We start from the raw sequence: 17,977 nt of genomic DNA on the forward strand, positions 1-17,977 counted from the left end.
GGCGACAGAAACCTAATCTGCACATGCCCTCCAATGGACGCATACCAAGAAGCCGTTGAGTAAACCTCGGTGCAAACATGGCCCCGCCAAGCAATTGGCGGGGTTAACAAACAGCAGCAGGGAGTTCCTTTTCCAGCGCTGAGCAAACCGGAAGTGTTGAATGAAATGAAACACTACGTCGTACAAACTGATCGCTCAGACAAGGCTCAGACCTTTGCCCCGGTGTCCGAGCGTATTCGGCACATTGACGTCATTGTGCATAACGGTGCCGACAAAGCGTCTGCTGAAATCGTCAAAGAATTCTACCGAGCTTTGAACAGCCTGACAGAAAACGACACTTACATCGTTAACGTGCGTGGTCTGGCCGAGGACAAGGTTGGTGGACCGCTTTATTGGGCCGGGCGAACGGCGATCTTCTGGGGTGATCTTGAACATAACTGGGGTCTTGATGGCGAGCAAAAGGTTTGGACTGCGCAGGTTTTGAGCCTGGCGCCCCGAACTCTTTTGGTCGGAAGTGCCGTAATGCTGTTGGCACAACCTGGGCGTTCTGATCGTCGGGTCGCCGCGATACACCCGTGCTTGGTGTCGGCCGCTTCAGAATTGGGAATAGCAAATTGCGGTGCTTCCACACATCTGTGCCCGAAAGGCCGTCTGCATAGTGCGAACTCTCGCATCAGCTCATTAAGGTTGCTGGCTGCACTGGTTGCGTTGGACCACGGTGAGTATCTTGCAGATGAACTGCGCAGATATGTCGGACTGGAAGAGCCGCGGCAAGCGACAGAAAGCCGGGTCGCAAATCGGCTGATCCGCAGGGCCAATGGGGATGAACTGGTCACTCTTACCTTGGCGATCATGTCGGAGAACATCGAAGAACCACTGAGCATCTCTGATCTGTCAGAAAAAGTTGGGACGTCGATCCGACAGCTTCAAAGAAGGTTTCAACTCAGGACAGGTGCCAAGCTTTTGGGGTCGTACAAAGAGCTTCGGTTGGAAAGGGTTCTGAGCCTGCTCAAGCACACAGATATGCCCTTGGTGGAGATTGCCGCTGCAACTGGTTTTTCTTCCCGGCCAGCGATGGCGCGCGCCTTTTTTGATCACTACAGATCCAGACCCGAAGAGAGCAGGAAAAGGCGCTATCTTGGCAGCGCGGCCAACTAGAAAACCGGGCCGCGCTGTTTGTACGCGTTCTAGGTAACGCGCGACCGGCACATTCAGATCAGGTGTTCAAACCGCCGTCGGCGCGCCAATTCGCGAACCCAACTCGGTGTTGTTTCACAAAATGCTTTCAATTTTGGCGAGTGTTGCGGAGTTAACAGCGACACCCTGCACGCGCGCTGCAAGGCGTTTGGCACTTCGCCCGTCGCCCGGCAAATGAGAGCCGTCTTGCGCGCGGATCGCCGCAACCAGGCCGGAAACTCCGGTCTCAAACGCGCCTTGCGCCGTCGCGCCGGGGTCTATCGCGATGAAAAACTGCCCCGTTTTTGGCGGACCTCCTGCCGTACCCGAGAACGGCGAGGCGTTGATGCCCAGGGTGGCCCCAGTCAAAGCAGCGGCCAAAAGCTCGACCATCAAAGCAACGCCAACGCCCTTGTAACCGCCCGAAGGGGCCATCGAGCCCTTCAGTCCGACCTCGGGGTCAGTGGTTGGGTTACCGTCGGCATCCAGTGCCCATCCGACCGGGATTGGTTTGCCTTCGCGCGCGTGTTTCATAACCTCGCTTTTCGCGATTGTACTGGCACTTTGGTCGATCAGCAGCGCAGGCTCACCGTCCGGTCCGGGCGCGGCGACGGAAAACGGATTGGTGCCCACGACAGGTTTGGACCCGCCGGACGGCGCGATTGAGGCGGGCGCGTTGGTGAAACCAAGACCAACCAGCCCGGCCTGCGCCAGCCGATAGGTGTGATACCCTAATACGCCACAGTTATAGCTGTTGTTGATGGCCAGAACCGCCACGCCTTGTTCGCGCGCGGCAGGGATCAGGGCTTCGAACCCCTTGTCTACAGCCGAATGCGCAAAGCCTGTTGCCGCATCGACAGTCACAACACCCGGTTTGGGACGGGTCAGAACGGGCTTGGCCGATCCATCGACCTTGCCGCATTGGACATGCTCACAGTAGATCGGGATGTAGGCCAATCCATGGCTTGCAACCCCATCTGCTTCGGTCGCCGCGGTGGCTATCGCCAACGGTCTGGCATTCTCCTCGGAGGTGCCGGCCGCCACCAATGCGCGGAAGGACAGGTCTTCGATTTCGGCGAGTGTCAGGGTTCGGGTGTCGGTCACGTGCGTTTCTCTTCAGTCATTGTCGGAAAGCCCGGAACCTGCCCCAAGCAGGCGGGATTCCTCGGTTGCAGGGGCGTATGTGCGGTGGGCGAATTGGTTCAGAACCGCCCAGTCATCCGAGTTCGGATGCGCACGGGTTTGCTGTTCGCGGGGCAAGCTCTGTGTGGTCGCTTTCGAGATGGTGACCCCTTGTGCTTTTTCGGGAAAACTGCCGGGCGACGACAGGCGCGTGCCATCTGTCACGGCTTTCATATCGTCGAATTCGATTTGCAGCGCGCATTTCTGAATGCGGGCTGCGTTCGACGCAAAGGGAAGCAGCAGGGCAGGGGCAGCAACCCGCTGCATTTGGATTGAACCAGTGTCCAAAAATTGGGCGGTGTCAGATAGCAACGGGCCCACTGAAAGGGGACAGAGGTCGCCCTCTGCATGCCACAGTTCATCCAGGTCTTGAGGCCGATGCGAGGCAGGATCATTGGCAAATCCAAGTGCCAGAAGCCGCGCCAGCGTCTCTACGCCGTCCAAGCCTTGCGCGCATAACCAACGTGTCGCTTTGCCCGCTTCTTCGGCCTGCCCCCAAGAGTATCCCGCGCCACGTGTGGCGCGTTTGGCGGTGGCCTCGATCTCGTTCAATGACAAATTCATACCGTTGCCTGCGGATAGACCCAAAGATCAGCGTTTTCGCTGGTCAGTTCTTCGGGGTACGGCGCACCGGAATACATGCAGATTCGGACCCAGCGGTCGGAACGTGGATCGAAATGCGTCGCGCCAAAGAACGATAGCTTTGCGCGTAACATGTCGATGGGCAGCACCTTGTCGCTGATCGTGTTGTCACGGATTTCGCCATAAGGCGCGGTTCTGGCCACCTGAGCGCGTCGGATCGTATGACGATGTTCTGGATGGCGCAGTAGGAATTCAGCCACTGTTTTGGTGTCTTCCCAATCACTTAGTGCCGAATAGGCGGCAGCGGCATCGCGCGCAGGGGCCAAGGGTTGTTCATAATCCTCAATGGGTTCCTCGAACCGCTCCCCCATGCGGGGTTCAAGCTTTTCTTCCGATACGTACCAGGCGCGGGCGCAGTTTTCGGGTGCCGCCCAGTCCAGATGGAGCGCCCAGTCGTGTGTATCCCGTATCAACTCGCGTATCTGCTCAATGGGCATTTTCCCATCGATGACAAACGCCTCGGATCGGCTGTCCGCCATGCAACTCGCCAAGCCGTCCACAAGGTCTCCGTAAGGTTCAAGGATCAACGAGGCGAGATATTCCTGACCTTCTTGGGAGAGCGCTGTTTCTGACCAGTTGATCAGCGCGTCCCAAGGGTAAGCCTCGGCCAGTCCGTTTGTCGCCAAGTAGCTGGAAATCGCGCGCAGGTCGGCGTTTAATTCCGCAAGCTTGCTAACCTGTATCGGATGCTCGGATCGCCACCACGAAATAGAAAGTTGGCTGCGCTGAAAAAGCTCTTGGAACTTGTCGATCTCAGCAGGGCTGGCGGTTTCAACGGACCGAACGCGGGCCAGCGCCTCTTCCCGTGCCATCACCCAATTGTTGAACAGAACAGGGTGGTTGACGATGAACGGGGCCATTCCGAGGCCAGTGGAGTTCCCGATCCCCAGCCAGCGCGCGATATCCGGATCCAGCTTGGCGGTGTGATCGCCACCCTTCACGGCGGCCATATGCTGGACAAGGTCCCGAACAAAAGTCCGCGTCAGATAAACGGACAACATCTCGACCTGGAAAGGAGCCTGTGTTTCGCTCCGTCCCGCAACCTTTTCGCGATCCGCGGCCCCGAACTTGCCCGACCCGTAAACGGCCGTCGTGCGCATCAGGTAGCCGACCTGATAGATCTGGTCCAAATCAGGTTGCTGCCCTGCTGCCAACGCGTCCACGACATGTTCCCACAGCCGGACCGAGCGATTGGCGCGCGACAAGGACAGCTCGCTTTCGCTGACGCGGCCAGCCTCTTGCAAGGGTACATTTTGGGACAGTCGCTCTATGTCGGCCTTAGTGGGAACCCCGTCGAACAGTGCAAAAGTCGCATCCCAAGCGTCGGCAATCACACGATCCGAGCGTTTTTCCGGGGGCAGGTCGTGAGCAAATGCCACCAGTGAGTATGCCCTATCCGGCCCCTGCGCCGTGTAGACCGCTGTGCCAACACCCGTGTCATCGATATCAAAAACCGGGCGCGAGAAAGACCAGTTCTCGCGCGCCATGCGGCGGGTCAACTGGCGCATAAAACTCAGCCGACACTGATGAAACGATCCAAGCCGCGACAGCCGCATGACATTTGCGGGGGCCCGCCTTTCGATCCGTGTCTGCGTCTGTGCTTCCATTTGGTTACCCCTGCGCGACAAAATTCTCGGCAAAGAACCTGTACCAGTTCCCACCCATGATCCCGGCGACTTCGTCGTCATTCAGGCCGGTTGCACGCAACCCACTTTCGATATTCCCAAAGTCCCGGTTGTCCCGGAACCATGCTGGCATTGGCGGGAAGCCTGGATTGCTGGCTGACCCCTCGCCATAGTCGATCTGTTTGGTCCAGCGCCCGACACGCATCCATTCGACCACGCTGTCAGGCTGATCCTGACACAAATCCGTGCCGATCCCGAGGTGTTCCGCGCCATACTTCTCGGCCGTCCGTGCGATCATCTCGCAAAAACTGGTCAGCGTGCAGTCCGACTTGTCCTTCAGGTGATGAGGATAGACCGAAAACCCCAACATCCCACCGTTTTCCGTGACCGCCCGGATCACCGCATCACGCTTGTTGCGCAGGGCAGGGGCCCAATCGTGCGGGTTCGCATGCGTGATCGCGATCGGGCGTTCGGACAGTTCAGCCGCTTCGATGGTGGATCGGTCCGCCGAATGGCTCATATCCACCACAAGCCCGACGCGGTTCATTTCTTTGATAACTTGGCGACCCATGCGGGTGATGCCAGTATCTTCGGCCTCATAGCAGCCAGTGGCCAGCAGAGACTGGTTGTTGTAGGTCAGTTGCATGAACCGGGCACCCAGTGTGTGCACGATTTCGACCAGTCCGATGTCGTCTTCTATCGGTGACGGGTTCTGAAACCCAAAGAAAACAGCCGTGCGCCCGGTTTCGCGCGCTTTGTCGATATCGCTGGCCCAGAGACCCTTCATGATCAGGTCCGGGTATTGCTCGAACCACCTGTTCCACCGTTCAAAATTCAGGACAGTTTCACGGAAGTTCTCATGATAGGCGATTGTGACATGGATCGCGTCCACGCCACCCTCACGCAACTGCCGAAAAATCTTTTCAGACCAGTTGGCGTATTGCAGCCCGTCGATCCGCATCACATCGGCTTTCCGGCGCTGATATATGCAGTTTTCACCGTGGTATAGAACTCGGCCGCGGCCTTGCCCTGTTCGCGCGGGCCATACGAGCTGTCGCCGCGCCCACCAAATGGCACATGATAGTCAGTCCCGGCAGTGGGCAGGTTCACGGTCACGACCCCGGTGCGCGCGTTGCGGCGGAAATGCGTGGCGCGGGCCAGACTCTGGGTCACGATGCCGGATGTCAGGCCGAAATTGGTGTCGTTTACGGTGGCGAGCGCCTCATCATAGCTGTCGACTTTGATGACCGAGGTCAGCGGCGCGAACATTTCTTCACGATTGATGCGCATCTGGTTCGTGGTGTTCAGGAACACGCCGGGGCTCATGTAATAGCCGTCATGGGGCATGTCCAAACGCTGTCCGCCACAGGCCAGCTCGGCCCCTTCGGATTTACCCAGATCGACATAAGCCAGGTTTTCCGCAAGTTGCTGCGCGCTGACGACCGGCCCCATCTGGGTGCCCTCTGCCAGCGCGTGGCCCACTTTCATCGCTTGTGCGCCAGCCACCAGTTTTTCAACGAAAGCATCGTGGATGGCGGAATGAACCACCAGCCGCGACGAGGCGGTACATTTTTGACCGGTGCCGCCGAATGCACCACCCAAGGCCAGCGTAACAGCAAGATCAAGGTCGGCGTCATCCATCACGGCCAGCGCGTTTTTCGACCCCATCTCCATCTGCACCTTGGTCAGGTTTTGGATGGCTGCAGTCGCGATGTCCTTGCCAACCGGAACAGAGCCGGTGAACGAGATCGCGTTGACCTTGGGGCTTTCCACCAGCCTTTGCCCGATGGACCGGCCGGATCCCATGACCAGGCTGAAAAGGCCTTTGGGGATATCCTGACGGTTGATGATCTCGGTCAGGGCCAAAGCAGAAGCCGGAGTGATGTTGGCGGGCTTCCAAACCACGGCATTGCCATAGCAAAGCGCCGGAGCGATCTTCCAGGACGCGGTAGCTGTCGGAAAATTCCAGGGGCTGATAACAGCAACGACGCCGACCGCCTCGCGCCGCACATCGATTTCGATGTCGGGGCGCACCGAATCCGCGTTCTCTCCTATCTGGCGCAGGCATTCGGCGGCGTAATAGGTAAAGAACTGCCCGGCGCGATAGACCTCTCCCTTGCCTTCGGCCAGTGGTTTGCCTTCTTCGCGGCTAAGCAGAGTGCCAAGTTCTTCCGCGCGCGCCATCAGCTCGTTACCGATGTTCATCAAGACGGCCTGCTTGCGTTCTAATCCATAGGCCGCCCATTCGACCTGGGCCATGCGGGCCTGATCCAGTGTCGCTTCCAGCTGATCTGCGCTGGCCTGTGCGAAATGACCGATCAGGTCGCTCAGGTCTGACGGGTTTCGGTTTTCGATCTCGCTTTCGCCAGCGATCCATTCGCCAGCGATCAGGTTTAGTTTGGTCACAATAGGCCCCACGACAAAGCTAGTTGCGGGCACAATGGACTCTGACTGCAATATCAGTCAAACTCAAACAAATTAACTCAACTTCAGAAAATCTGAAATATGGCAATCAAGATCGAAATGCTGCGCTGCTTTTGTGCCGTCGCGCAAACCGGCAACCTGTCCGAGGCCGCTGACCGCCTTGGTCGAACGCAATCTGCGGTGTCCATGACCCTGAAACACTTCGAAAGCCATCTGGGCAAAAAGCTGTTCGTCGGAGAGCGAAAGAACCACCTGTCCGCTTTGGGCGAGCAAGTGTTCGAGATGTCCCAACGGCAGGTGCGCCAGTTCGACCAGACCGTGCAATCCATCGAGACAGCGGCCCATTCCGCCAACGGCCTGATCCGCATCGCATCAGTCCCGTCGGTCGCTGCACTGGTGTTCCCGTCAGTTCTTGAGCATATGACCCAGCGATTTCCCGGCCTCAAGGTCGAGTTGCGGGATACAGACACGCAACAGGTTTTGGACGCTCTTGCTGAAGGAAAAGCGGATCTGGGGATCGTGTCCGGGCTGCACCCGATGAAAGGCGTCCAGACGATCCCTTTGTTCGAAGATCAGTTTGGTCTGGTTTGCGCCGCTGATCATCCCCTCATCACAAGGCCCGAGCCGCCGACCATAGATGATGTAATCGCATCTTCTTTCGTTCGAAATTCCTTGTGCGACCTGATCCAAACCCCAAGTTTTGTTCAGGCGATCGAAGATGCGGATGTCACCATTCACAATACGCACTCGCTGATAACGATGGTCCGCACCGGTAAATGGGTAACGATATTGCCACAAACCGTCGCGCGTTTCATCCCGCAGAGCACCGCGTTCCGGGCTTTTTCTGACCTGCCCGACAAGCGGCAGGTCTATCTTTGCGTCAAGGAACGTCCTCGTTTCCAGGACCAGATAGACGAGTGCAGCGCGTTCATTCTGAGCAGAAAGCTGGTCTGAACGCGTAGGATACCCCTTTTTGTAAGGCGGTCGATCTAGGTTTTCGTTCCATGTTATGATGCATATAGCCCCCGTGCCGTTCGCTGGAGGAAGCTTTTGCTCCCACTCGAGATACACTTGCAGCGCTTTTGACCTGCCTTAGCTACCTCTTGTCGATATGCCCTTGTTGATGCACACTTATACCAGAGGAGGGATGTCTGCCTCATTCCGGGCTCTGTTGGCAGACGGACCGGCGCTTTGGGAGGAGTGCGTGATGACATCCAAGACTGCAGGCTCCAAACCACCAGACAATCTGACGCCGCAACGGAACACCATTCCCGAGGTCAACAGGGTTACAGCGGATGACATTACTGCCTCTCTAAAAGAGGGCTTCTCTGACTTTCTGGCCCGCCCCGTCATGAGTGGCTTTTTCGGATTGTTCTATGCGGCTTTTGGCATCCTGTTTGTGTGGGTACTAGTCTGGTTAGGCAAGATTTGGATGATCATCCCGGCGGCAGTTGGCTTTCCACTGGTCGCGCCCTTTGCGGCGGCAGGCCTTTATGAAATGTCACGCAGGTTGCAAAACGGCCAGAGTTTCGGCTGGTCAGACATCCTGGCTGTCATGGCCGATCAGCGAAAGCGTGAGATGGGCTGGATGGCATTCGTCACCCTGTTCATATTTTGGGTGTGGATTTACCAGGTCCGGCTGTGGCTGGCGATCCTGCTACAGGATGCGTCTTTTTCGGATTTCGGCGGTTTCATGCACACGGTGTTCTTTACCCCCAAGGGCTGGACTTTCCTGACAATTGGAACCGGCATCGGCGCGTTCCTGTCGTCGGTTCTGTTTTCGGTAACGGTAATCGCAATGCCTATGCTGCTTGATCGAGAAACAGATTTCGTTTCGGCCATGCTCACATCCATTCGCGTGGTCACCGAAAGCCCGGTTGTCATGCTTCTGTGGGGGGCGATCATTTCGATCACCATGCTGTTGTCGATGGTGCCGGCTTTTCTGGGCCTGATCTTTACGCTGCCAATCCTGGGCCACACCACATGGCACCTTTATCAACGGGCCGTGCCGCCGGTCGAAAGCTAACTGACGCTCAAACGGTGACTCTGTCAGGGTTTGCGTCTTAGGCGCTGATGATTTCGATGGCTGGTACGGGTAAAGGTCCCCGGTTTTCCGTCTCAATCCGGCTGATTTGTCACGAAACTGTAAGGTCGAGCCCTTAGTCCTGTGCTCGGGTCGAAAAAAATCACTCTTTTTCAATCGTTTGATGCGGTCTACGGGAAACCCCCAATTCCTTGGGGCGAAGCGATTCATTAACTTCGAATCATCCAAGGAATTACTGCGGACAATACCACTTTTCCCCGTGAGGGGCTGGCTACTTACCCCCTCGGCCGGCCCCTCAATAACCCCTCAGAAATGATACCGAGCCGACGCTTAGGCCTGTGTTTCCAGCTGATGCACTGCCGTACGCACCAGTGCGGGCAATTCGTGGGTGTCGCTGTAACTGTGGGTATGTGGAATCTCAGCCAACGGCGTTTTCCGGTACCCTTCCGAGAACAGCAGGAACGGTACCTTGGCCTTCTCCGCGGTTTCGGCATCGACTTCGCTGTCGCCCACAAACAGGCGCGGGCCTGCGGAAGATACCGCATCGAAACTGGCAAACAGCAGCTTAGGGTCCGGTTTGCGCACCGTCAGCGTGTCGCCGCCAAACACGGTGTCGAAAAGATGCGCAAGGTCCAGCGCTTCAAGAACGTGGCGGGCGGGGCCTTCGGGCTTGTTTGTGCAGATGCCAAGAACACAGCCCATTTCGCGCAGTTGCGTCAGCGCCTGATGAACGCCAGGGTAGGGAACAGTCTTGTCGCTGGAAGCCGCGTTGTAGTGCGCAAGAGTCAGTTGGGACAGTTCGGCGTGGCGTTCCATTGGCAGGTCACAATGTTCGAGGACGCGCGCAACCAGATTGGGCAAGCCCTTGCCCACGAACTGTTTGATTGTGTCTTGCGACAATGGTGCGGTGTCGACGTCCTGCAGCATCCGGTTGGCCGCTGCGGCGATATCCGGCAGGCTGTCGATCAGCGTGCCGTCCAGATCGAACATGATAGTCGCGGTCATTACAGTCCTCGAAAAATACCCGCGTCAGACCTAACCCGCTTGTTTTCGTTACGCAATCACCTGCGACACTTAGATGTTTCGTATTGGCCTTGACATACCTGACTAAAATAATCAGATTACTGGAAAGACCCCCGCAGCCAACCCAATTAGGGTCAGCCAAACATTTGAAAGCGCGAACGAAACAAGGCCTTTCGCCCGAGAACCCATTGGAGTTGTCCTGATGAATGTGCAGAACCCGAATCCCAGCCAGTCCTACGCGGTGTCCATGCTTCCGGCTCATAAGGCCGAAGATCTGACCAAGGGTGGCAATCTGGCCCATATCGAGTTGGGTGACCAACTGTACACCCTGCGTATCACGCGTGCCGGCAAACTGATCCTGACGAAATGAGCGCCCCTTCCTCGCGCGGCGGGGCTGCGGTTGGGCGTTTGTCCGACCTTAGCCCGATCGAAGCTGGTGCCGTGATGTACCTGCGGCTTTGGAGTGAAAGCCCCAAAGCCCGTGCGGATGCGGCCAGCGATTTCGAGATTGCCCTTGGCCTGGATCAGGGGCGCGCCGCTATGATGACGCTGGACCGCCTCTGCGGGCTGTGCGCCCACCACGGTCGTCGCCCTCTGGTGCGTCATGGGCTGGGCTGTTCCTGCCTCGGAGCGGATGAGAACTGTTTTGCGCAGATGATCGCTGCCGCATCCGAAGGTGCCCGCGAAGACGCGATGATGATGGCGTCACTGATCGTTCGGCCAGATTACGCTCCGGCTCTGGCATCTTTGTCCGAAGAGTTGGGTATGGTGCTGCGCCGCATGACCGCGTCGGTGCCACCGCCGACGACCGGCCACAAGTCCCCCTCTGCCGTGCTGCACTAAACAGCGCGCAGGTACAAAACCCCGGCACCCTCGGGCCGGGGTTTTGTCATTTCAGCAGCACCCGCAGCCCGCGTGGTGATGATCGTGGTCGCAGACCGGGGCAGGTGCGTAATCGCCAACTTCGGACAGCACCGTCCGCAGTGTCGATAGGATCATGTCGATGTCTTCGGCTTCGATTGTCAGGGGTGGTCGGATTTTCAGGATGTTGTCCTTGGGCCCTTCGCTGCCGATCAGAATCCGATGATCGCGCATGCGGTTCTTGACGTATTTGCAGATTTCGGTGCTTTCCGAGTCATCCGGGTTGATCAGTTCGACCCCGACGAAAAGGCCCATACCCCGCACATCGCCGACGCAGGCAAATTCGGAGTCGATCTGGCGTAGCCCATCCATCAGACGTGTGCCCATAACCCGGGCATTGTCCTGCAATCCTTCGTCATCGACGATATCCAGAACTTCCTTCCCGATCCTGCAGGACAGGGTCGAGCCGCCGAAGGTCGAAAAGAATTCGATCCCGTTGTCAAAGCTTTCTGCAATGGCTTTGGTTGTGACCAGAACACCCAGCGGATGGCCGTTTCCGATGGGTTTGCCCATGACAACGATATCCGGCAGCGCGCCTTGGTGTTCAAACCCGAAATAGTATTCACCCAGACGACCAAGGCCGGTCTGTACCTCATCGGCGATGCAGACGCCGCCTGCTGCCCGGATTTTTTCGTAGACTGCGGGCAGGTACCCCTTTGGCGGAATGATCTGACCGCCGACGGATGGGAAGGTCTCGGCTATGAAACCGGCGAGGCCGTGGCCTTTGGCCTGCAACGCTGCAATCGCTGGGTCCACCAGATCTGCGAACTTGTTTGCGCGATCCGCGTCATCGCGCTTGAATGACCCGCGATAGTCGTCGGCGACCTCGACCAGCTCGACCCAATCGGCCTGTCCGATCCCACCCGGTTTGTTGAACTTGTAGGCCGAGATCGCAACAGCTGCGTTGGTATTCCCGTGATAGCCATGGTCCGGCGTCACGATACCCTTGGCCCCTGTATGGGCGCGGGCCAGACGCAAGGCCAATTCATTGGCCTCGGTGCCGGAATTGACGAAGAAACAGACCTCGAACTGATCCGGCAGCTTGGACAGCACTTTGTCGGCAAAGGCCGTCTGCGCCGGGTGCAGATAGCGGGTGTTCGAATTCATGCGCTTGAGCTGGTCCGCTGCAACGGCCTGAATGCGCGGATGCGCATGGCCCACATGTGGAACGTTGTTATATGCGTCCAGATAGGGCCGCCCCCACTCGTCGAACAGGTGATGCTTCCAGCCGCGCACCAGCATGACCGGATCGTCGTAGGTCAGGCTGAGGTTCCCACCGAAGTGGTCATGCCGCCCCTGCAGGATCGCGTGCTTGTCGATCGGGCGATAGAACACCTTATCGTCTGGCAGGTTCAGCAAAGCCGCGGGGTTGGGGCAAACCGCGTGCCACAACTCCATCTCATCCGGGTCGCCAACACCGGGCCAGTCGTTCTGCATACCGTCGGTTGTCAGGGCCAGCTGGAAATGCACATGCGGCGCCCAGCCGCCATTTTGCGTGGCGTCGCCCAGCCGTGCAAAGGCCGCGCCCTGCGCCACTGGATCGCCCGGCTTCAGGCGATCGCAGACCTCGGGGTCCAGATGGCCGTAGAGCGTGTAAAACGGATCACCCTCGGGTGTTTCGTGGTGCAGAATCACCACGCCGCCATAGTCCAGATGCGCATCACGGTTTTCGACGGCCTCGACCCGGCCGCTCACGGGGGCATGCAGCACGGTTCCGGCCGGGGCGAACACGTCCACGGCCAGATGCACCGTGCGACGGTCCGATGCCTTCCAAGGCCCTTTGCGGAACGCTGGTTCGGCATAGATCAGGCGGGGTTCGTTGTAGTAGCCCAGCCAGAGACCCTCTCCGAATTCCTCGCCCACGCGCGCGGCTTCATCCAGCGGCATGTGGAACGGGTTCTGCGGCCAGGTCGAGTTTTCGACTGACAATGATCCCATGGGAACTTGGCTAAGGTCCTGATCGAACATCTCGGCGAACTGACCGCGATGCTCGGACAGGTAGGCGTGGATGCGCTCTGCCCCGTCTGTAACGGGCAACCCACATGCAGCACGCAGCCGAGCGGGCATCAGGCCACCATTGACCGCATCGTTCTCAAGAAACCGCCATGCCGGGGCCTGGCTGATGGTCACGTAAGGATCATCAGGGTTCTCGGCTGCCATCAAGGTCGAGTTCACCACGGACACAGCCAGCCGCATGCGCAGCAGGGGCCAGATCAGATCAACCTCGTCAGCCCGCAACCGGTTGGCCGCGTGATAGCCGCGTACCAAAGCCGTCAAGGCCTGTTCGGGTTTTGGATGGTCCAACACGATATACGCCCCGGCAATCGCCAGATCGCAGATGCGCGGGGCAGCACACATATCGCCCAGATCGATCAGACCCGAGATGGTCTGACGTTGCCCAAGCTCGCCCTCGACCAGGATATTGTAATCATTGGCATCATTGTGGATGGCCTGTTTCGGCAAGTCCGCCAAACGTTCCGAGATCGCTTGAAAATCTGCGGAAATTTCGGACAGCAATGCACGCCGCATTGGGTCAGCAATGGCGTTCAGTTTTTCAGCGACCCAACCCGCCTGGGTCAGATCCCATTTAAAGTCTGGACGGTTCAGCCCTTCATGCGTGAACCGCTCTATTGCTCGGTCAGTTGCGCCCAGAACCCGGCCAAGTTTCAGGATCAACTCGTCTGACTTCGGTGCAGCCTTGGCGTAGCACTGACCGGGCAGGCACTCCAACAGCCACACCAGCCGGAGCTGATCGTCCTGATCAGGGATCTCTGGCAGCACAGCGCCGTTGAGATCGGGGTGCACTGCGGGAAAGGGCAGCCCCGGAGCCTCAAGCGCGATATGCTTCAGAGCCTCGACCTGAAGGTCAATCAGCTGGGCTTCACAGCCAGGCCGCATGACTTTCAGCACATAGTCCTGCCCATTGGTGGCGCGGACCAGAAAGTTCAGGTCATATTCACCGTCCAGTCGGACCAGCTTGGCCTCAAGCCCCCAATGGGCGCGCAAGGCGAGGGCCCAGAAATCTGTCAGCTCAGCCATGGGGCTACCTCTTTAGTCCAGTGCGCGCAGGCGTTTAAACAGCGAGGACGTATCCCAGCGCCCGCCGCCTTGTTTCTGTACGTCTTTGTAGAACTGATCGACCAGAGCGGTCACGGGCAGCGAGGCGCCGTTTTCGTTGGCAGTATCCAGACAGATGCCAAGGTCCTTGCGCATCCAGTCCACCGCGAACCCATAGTCAAAGTGATCGTCCAACATCATTTCATGTCGGTTCACCATCTGCCAGCTGCCCGCCGCGCCCTGGCTGATCACCTCGACCACCGCACGTCCGTCCAAGCCTGCTTTTTCGGCGAAATGCATCGCTTCGCTCAGGGCCTGTACCAGACCCGCGATAGCGATCTGGTTGCACATTTTGGTCAACTGACCCGCGCCGCTGTCGCCAATACGGCGGCAGATCTTGGAATAGACCTGCATGATCGGTTCGGCCGCATCGTAGGCGGCTTGATTCCCACCGCACATGATCGAAAGAACACCATTCTCCGCGCCTGCTTGTCCGCCAGAGATCGGAGCATCGACGAAAGCGATGCCTTGCTTTTGGCCAGCGGCATAAAGCTCGTGGGTCACCCTGTCGGACACGGTGGTGTGATCGACAAAGATGGCACCGTCGGCCATGCCGTTGAATGCACCGTCGTCGCCGGTACAGACCATGCGCAGATCGTCGTCATTGCCAACGCAGGCCATGACGAACTCAGCACCTTGAGCCGCCTCGCGTGGGGTCGTAGCCATCGCGCCGCCGTGTTCGGCAACCCAGGCCTCGGCCTTGCTAGCGGTACGATTGTAGACGGTTACCTCATGACCTGCGGCTTGCAGGTGACCGGCCATGGGGTAACCCATAACGCCCAGGCCAAGGAAAGCGACTTTTGCCATTTTGTGATCCTCTCTGCTGTCCGGTGCGTTGCTGGGATCAGCAGGCCGGAATGTTTAGCAGAGACAAACCAAAGCGGCGGCCAAAGGGCAACCCCGTGTCACGCCTTGCCGCCCAAATCCTGCAGGATTGGACAATCGGGCCGGTCATCCCCAGCACAGGCGTCGATCAGGTGGCTTAGGGTGTCGCGCATGGCGTTCAGGTCCGCAATCTTGGCCTCGATCTGGGCCATGTGCGCGCGCGCGACCTTTTTGACATCGGCGCTGGCGCGGGTTTCATCCTCATATAGCGCCATCAGGGTGCGGCAATCTTCGATGGTAAACCCCAGCGCGCGAGCCCGACCCAGAAAATTCAGCTTGTGGACATCCTGACTGCGAAACCTGCGGTATCCGTTGTCATCGCGCAGCGGTTTGACCAGGCCGATATCCTCATAGTACCGGATCGTCTTGGCGGGCAGACCGGTCTGGTTTGCAACGTCTCCGATATTCATGAGGTCACCGTTTGACTGGAGTGATTGTGCGTGTCTTCGGGCAGGCTGGCCCGAACCCGGCGCAGCCGCAGTGCGTTGGAAACGACAAAGACGCTGGACAGAGCCATCGCCCCCGCGGCCAGAGCCGGGGACAGCAGGTGGCCACCAAACGGGTACAGGACGCCTGCAGCGACCGGGATCAACAGGATATTATAGCCGAAGGCCCAGCCTAGGTTCTGCTTGATGTTGCGCATGGTTCGGCGGCTGATCTCGACGGCGTTGGCCACCCCTCGCAGGTCACCCGACATCAGAACGACGTCGGCGGTTTCAATCGCCACATCGGTACCAGTTCCGATGGCAATGCCAGTGTCCGCCGCCGCCAGAGCCGGGGCGTCGTTGATGCCATCCCCGACAAAGGCCAGTGTCCCGAACTGGTCCCGCAATGCATTGATCGCGGCCAGCTTGCCATCCGGCAGGACCTCGGCCGTGACATGGTCGATGCCCAGTTTCTCGGCCAATGCTTGGGCCGTGCGCGTGTTGTCGCCCGTGACCATCGCAAGGGTCAGCCCCATCGCATGCAACCGCTCCAACGCTTGTTCGGTGCCCGGCTTTATTGGATCCGCCACCGCAAGCATCGCGGCGGCCTGACCGTCTATTGCGACGAACAAAGGCGTGACCCCTTCAGCCGCGCGCTGTTCAGCCTCGACGGCCAAATCAGTGAGGGAGATACTGTTTTGCTCCATCAGCCGGGGCGAACCGATCAGAACGTTGTGCCCTCCGACCGCGGCCTGAACACCAAGACCAGTGAGCGACTGGAAGCTCGACACCTCCGGCAGTTCGGATGGACCAGCGCGGGTGATCGCGCTGGCAATCGGGTGCTCTGAGCGCGCCTCAACAGCCGCCGCCAGTCGCAGCACCTGATCGCGGTCAAAACCGTTGGCCGTGGTGACGCTCTCTAATTCAGGTCTCCCAAGGGTCAGCGTCCCGGTCTTGTCCAATGCAATTACCTTGGACTGCTGTAGCTGCTGCAGCGCATCCCCCTTACGGAACAGAACGCCTAGCTCAGCCGCCCGCCCGGTGCCCACCATGATCGAGGTCGGCGTGGCCAGACCCATGGCACAGGGGCACGCGATGATCAGAACCGAGACTCCGGTGACCAGCGCCAGCGGCAGGGCGGGTGCCGGGCCAAAGATTAGCCATGCTGCAATGGTTAGCAGGGCAACCGCGATTACGGCTGGTACAAATCGCGCGGTGATCCGATCGACAAGACCCTGAATAGGCAGCTTCGCGCCCTGGGCCTGCTCGACCATTTGAATAACCTGCGCCAGCACCGTGTCTGCGCCAACACGCAACGCGCGCACCCGTAATGCGCCGGTGCCATTGACCGTTCCGCCAACGACCTGATCAGACGGTGCTTTGCCGACCGGAACGGGTTCGCCGGTAATCATGCTTTCATCGACATAGGATGTGCCGCCCAGCACTTCTGCGTCTACTGGAACGCGCTCGCCAGGGCGGATTTGCAACACGTCGCCCACCACGATGTCTGCGATAGGGCGATCTATGAACGTGCCGTCCATTTCCACGCGCGCTGTCTTGGGTTGCAGGCCAACAAGCTTTCGGATCGCTGCCCCGGTTCGCCCCTTGGCGCGCGCCTCCATCACACGACCCAGCAAGATGAGGACAACGATGACCGAGGCGGCCTCGAAATACACATTGGCGCTGCCGGCGGGCAAAATCTGCGGAGCAAACGTTGCGACGACGGAAAACAGGTAAGCCGCCCCGGTTCCCAAAGCGACCAGCGCGTTCATATCCGGCGAACCACGCAGTAGTGATGGAATGCCTTTGGCGTAGAAAACGCGGCCGGGACTAAACAAGATGACCGAGGTCAGGGCGAACTGGATCAAGTGACTGGCTTGCGTGCCAATCGTGGCCTGAACCCAGTGATGGAACGCTGGGATGATATGTCCGCCCATCTCAAGAACGAAAACGGGCAGAGCGAGAACAGCCGCAAAGATCGTCGCCCGCGTCAACGCGGTTGCGTCCTTTTCTTGTGCATGATCCATCTGAGCGATGGCTACGCGTGCGGGATAACCGGCAGCAGTGGACAGATCAGCCAGCTTTTGCGGATCTGTCGCTCCATCGAAAAACGTGACCTGCGCGGTTTCTGTGGCAAGATTGACCTGGGCATCAACCACTGCTGGATCGGCGCTCAGGGCCTTCTGAATCTTTGCCACGCACGAGGCGCAGTTCATTCCGTCGATTTTTAAAGTCGTTTGTGTCGTTTCGGCTGGATACCCGGCGTCATTCAGGGCGTCCGTCAACGCGCGGATTGGTCCCTCATGCGTCACCAGCGCGGTTTCCGTGGCGAAGTTGACGGCGGCATCCGTCACCCTAGGTGCGGCCCGCAATGTAGTTTCCACGCGCCCCACGCAAGACGCGCAGGACATGCCCGAGATTTTTAGTTGTGTTGTGTGTGGCGCAGCCATGCGACTCGATCCAAATGTGGTTCTGGCCCTTACATGGGGGTTCCAGTCACGGGAAGGTCAAGA

14 protein-coding genes and 1 pseudogene are annotated in these 17,977 nt (G+C 58.7%); 5 read left to right on the forward strand and 10 right to left on the reverse strand.

Going from position 1 to position 17,977, the window contains the following annotated elements:
* Positions 1-165: 165 nt before the first annotated feature.
* Positions 166-1,158 (forward strand): helix-turn-helix domain-containing protein, encoded by a 993-nt coding sequence (locus GOV53_RS17365; RefSeq protein ID WP_170468699.1) that lies wholly within the window; start codon positions 166-168, stop codon positions 1,156-1,158.
* 114 nt (positions 1,159-1,272) lie between these two features.
* Here GOV53_RS17365 and GOV53_RS17370 read toward each other — a convergent pair whose 3' ends face one another.
* The 5 genes from GOV53_RS17370 to GOV53_RS17390 are packed head-to-tail and all read right to left on the reverse strand — an operon-like array spanning position 1,273 to position 7,031.
* Entirely contained in the window at positions 1,273-2,280 is a 1,008-nt protein-coding gene (locus GOV53_RS17370) for an Ldh family oxidoreductase (RefSeq protein WP_170468701.1), read from the reverse strand.
* A 12-nt stretch (positions 2,281-2,292) separates the two neighbouring features.
* A complete protein-coding gene (locus GOV53_RS17375) occupies positions 2,293-2,922 on the reverse strand; it encodes a DUF3726 domain-containing protein (RefSeq protein ID WP_170468703.1) in 630 nt (209 codons plus the stop codon).
* The gene (locus GOV53_RS17380; RefSeq protein WP_170468705.1) at positions 2,919-4,607 is read right to left on the reverse strand and encodes a hypothetical protein; all 1,689 of its coding nucleotides are present in this window, start codon (positions 4,605-4,607) and stop codon (positions 2,919-2,921) included. Before GOV53_RS17380 ends, GOV53_RS17375 begins: the two co-directional genes overlap by 4 nt.
* Positions 4,608-4,611: 4 nt before the next feature.
* Positions 4,612-5,586, reverse strand: coding sequence for a membrane dipeptidase (locus tag GOV53_RS17385; protein ID WP_170469017.1), 975 nt, complete (start codon positions 5,584-5,586; stop codon positions 4,612-4,614).
* Positions 5,586-7,031, reverse strand: a complete 1,446-nt coding sequence (locus GOV53_RS17390) for an aldehyde dehydrogenase family protein (protein WP_170468707.1) — start codon at positions 7,029-7,031, stop codon at positions 5,586-5,588. The genes GOV53_RS17385 and GOV53_RS17390 overlap by 1 nt, the downstream gene beginning before the upstream one ends.
* A 99-nt stretch (positions 7,032-7,130) precedes the next feature.
* Here GOV53_RS17390 and GOV53_RS17395 point away from each other — a divergent pair, with 99 nt between their 5' ends.
* Both GOV53_RS17395 and GOV53_RS17400 read left to right on the forward strand, forming a co-directional pair.
* Positions 7,131-8,003 carry a LysR family transcriptional regulator gene (locus GOV53_RS17395; RefSeq protein WP_170468709.1) on the forward strand — a complete coding sequence of 291 codons (873 nt, stop codon included), beginning with the start codon at positions 7,131-7,133 and terminating at the stop codon, positions 8,001-8,003.
* Between the two features lie 253 nt (positions 8,004-8,256).
* Complete coding sequence (locus GOV53_RS17400; protein ID WP_170468710.1) at positions 8,257-9,075, forward strand: DUF2189 domain-containing protein; 819 nt, start codon at positions 8,257-8,259, stop codon at positions 9,073-9,075.
* Positions 9,076-9,423: 348 nt separating this feature from the next.
* On the opposite strand, the gene gph is transcribed toward GOV53_RS17400, so the two are convergent.
* Positions 9,424-10,098 (reverse strand): phosphoglycolate phosphatase, encoded by a 675-nt coding sequence (gene gph, locus GOV53_RS17405; protein ID WP_170468713.1) that lies wholly within the window; start codon positions 10,096-10,098, stop codon positions 9,424-9,426.
* A gap of 220 nt (positions 10,099-10,318) precedes the next feature.
* Here gph and hemP point away from each other — a divergent pair, with 220 nt between their 5' ends.
* Both hemP and GOV53_RS17415 read left to right on the forward strand, forming a co-directional pair.
* On the forward strand, positions 10,319-10,486 hold the full coding sequence (gene hemP / locus GOV53_RS17410) for a hemin uptake protein HemP (protein WP_082637147.1): 168 nt from the start codon (positions 10,319-10,321) through the stop codon (positions 10,484-10,486).
* Entirely contained in the window at positions 10,483-10,959 is a 477-nt protein-coding gene (locus GOV53_RS17415) for a hypothetical protein (protein WP_170468715.1), read from the forward strand. The genes hemP and GOV53_RS17415 overlap by 4 nt, the downstream gene beginning before the upstream one ends.
* Before the next feature lie 51 nt (positions 10,960-11,010).
* Here GOV53_RS17415 and GOV53_RS17420 read toward each other — a convergent pair whose 3' ends face one another.
* From GOV53_RS17420 to GOV53_RS17435, 4 genes and pseudogenes are all read right to left on the reverse strand, one after another.
* Positions 11,011-14,076 (reverse strand): aminotransferase class III-fold pyridoxal phosphate-dependent enzyme, encoded by a 3,066-nt coding sequence (locus tag GOV53_RS17420; RefSeq protein ID WP_170468717.1) that lies wholly within the window; start codon positions 14,074-14,076, stop codon positions 11,011-11,013.
* Positions 14,077-14,088: 12 nt separating this feature from the next.
* A pseudogene (locus tag GOV53_RS17425) lies at positions 14,089-14,964 on the reverse strand (NAD(P)-dependent oxidoreductase); the annotation flags it as partial.
* 95 nt (positions 14,965-15,059) lie between these two features.
* Positions 15,060-15,449, reverse strand: coding sequence for a Cu(I)-responsive transcriptional regulator (gene cueR / locus GOV53_RS17430; protein ID WP_170427336.1), 390 nt, complete (start codon positions 15,447-15,449; stop codon positions 15,060-15,062).
* Positions 15,446-17,914, reverse strand: a complete 2,469-nt coding sequence (locus GOV53_RS17435) for a heavy metal translocating P-type ATPase (RefSeq protein WP_170468721.1) — start codon at positions 17,912-17,914, stop codon at positions 15,446-15,448. Before GOV53_RS17435 ends, cueR begins: the two co-directional genes overlap by 4 nt.
* Positions 17,915-17,977: the final 63 nt, after the last annotated feature.

It is taken from the genome of Ruegeria arenilitoris, assembly GCF_013035315.1.
Lineage (GTDB): Bacteria > Pseudomonadota > Alphaproteobacteria > Rhodobacterales > Rhodobacteraceae > Ruegeria > Ruegeria arenilitoris_D.